General features: G+C 46.1%; 2 protein-coding genes. Both read right to left on the reverse strand.

The window, feature by feature from the left end; genetic code table 11:
- Positions 1-629, reverse strand: a 629-nt coding sequence (locus tag FNW02_RS37980; RefSeq protein ID WP_191762606.1) for a PIG-L deacetylase family protein, incomplete at its 3' end; no start/stop codon positions are given.
- Positions 619-1,836, reverse strand: a complete 1,218-nt coding sequence (locus FNW02_RS37985) for an acyl-CoA dehydrogenase family protein (protein WP_225226331.1) — start codon at positions 1,834-1,836, stop codon at positions 619-621. The genes FNW02_RS37985 and FNW02_RS37980, both read right to left, overlap by 11 nt.
- Between the last annotated feature and the right edge of the window lie 95 nt (positions 1,837-1,931).

Genomic DNA, 1,931 nt, shown 5'->3' on the forward strand with positions numbered 1-1,931 from the left:
GCGATCGCTTGCTGTTTCAACTCCACTACTGTACTAGTGTGCAACCGCCAAGCTGTCACCTTCAAAGATTCCGGTAGGTTCTGCCGTTGCTTTTGATCCCAATCCCAAATTGGATACTCAATCAATCGCGGTGATCGGTGCAATTCAACTAGTGCGGTGTGAATTAATTTCCATGTGGCTCGGTGGTCTGGGTGAGGATCGTATCGCCACGGTAAAAAAATAATTTGCGGGGATATTTCTGTTAAATAGGTACGGCAACTATCCACTGCACTTTTATACTGGACTGAAATTGAGCCGTCTTGCATTCTGTAAAAGGTAACAGCATTAGCCTCTACTCCCAGAACTGAGAGCGCCGAAAGTGTTTCACTTTCACGTAACGCCCGGAGTGCAGGCGCGGGATATTTCAGTGAGCGAGGGTGTGAAAGCGTACCATCACTAATGACCAAAACTCGCACATCACAATTTAAAGAACGCAGCAGAGCGATCGCACCACCGCAACCCAACGTTTCATCATCTGGATGAGGTGCAACGATTAACACCGGACTCCAGGCGATATCTTTGATTGAATACCAGGGCAAAATGCTAGAATTGTCTAACGGTGATGCAGTATTAACCTGTTTATTGATCATTCCAAAGTATGTAAGCAGGATTACTTTGCCCCAAGACGTACTCGCCAACATTTGCCAACGCTGCATCAAAAGCAGGCTGACGTAAGTAAAGGGTTAAATCTCGAATGATGCGTTCCATTGAATTTGGTGGTAATAACCCGCGGGTTCCTACAGAACGCTCACACAACTGGATCACGTCAATGCAGATTTGTTCTATTGCCGTCCGTACCATGTTTGCATAGGCGACAAGTTGGTTAGCTTGGGGGTTTGGTATCGTGGGATTACCACCAAATACTGGTGCGTACGCAGCTACCACATCCGCAGCCCCCCGCAGCCAGAGATTACCGCTTTCAATGGCGATCGCCATTCTGCCTAGCCGTTCTTTTTGGTAGGGGTCATTTGTATATTCCAACTTCTGGAGATACTGGCGAGTCAAGTCAAACAGTGCTTCTGCTCCACCTAGTTGCACCGCGGCAAACCGAATTACTCCAGTGGATAACCAAGGTTGTCTATAGTAGTCGCCTGGTTTACCAATTAATGCACTCTGCTCTAACTCAACATTGCTAAAATCTACTTTGTAGCTAGCAGTTGCTCGCATTCCAGAAGGCTCCCACCAAGTAGGATCACTCACTGTTTTCACCTGATCCATCGGCACAATGCACATTTGCCAATTTCCATCAGCTAGCGCTCCATTCACAAAGGGACGCTCAACATAGCCAGCCCCAGAACAAAAGGTTTTGGAGCCTTCTAGTCGATAGCGTCCGTTTTCCAGGGGAATAATCTTGACACCATCAGACGCTTCAGCATTCCAAACCCCAAAGATTTTGTGGCGAGCGCGAGCATCATGAGTGTAAGCTGCGATTTGTTCTCTGGTACTAAAAGTTTGAATCAGTTGTAAGGCGTTGACGTGACCTTCATAAATTCGACCAACCGCTAGATTACCACGCCCCATCTGCTTCAGCAGCATCAATGTCTGGTAGGTAACGTTGGCATCAATTCCTGCACCCCATCCACCTAACTCCCGGTGCAATGGTGCAGCCAATAAGCCAGCTTCAGCAATCAGTTCAAATTCACGTTTAGGAAAAGCGCCGTTGCAATCGATGACGGTAGCATTAGTTGCACAATAATCGGCAATTTCATTAGCACGGATTAACGCAAGAGTAGCTTTTGAATCATCTTGCCAATTTTGGATGACGACATCCTTTGATAATTGAGTAGTAATAGTCAGCTCCTCTAGTTAATCTTTCTTCATAATTATTCATTGAACATAATAAAATTCAGTCGGCTAATACCTCTATCTTCTGCGTGATTTTACCCTCATCA

This window comes from Komarekiella delphini-convector SJRDD-AB1, from assembly GCF_014831675.1.
In the GTDB taxonomy this organism is placed as follows: Bacteria; Cyanobacteriota; Cyanobacteriia; order Cyanobacteriales; family Nostocaceae; genus Komarekiella.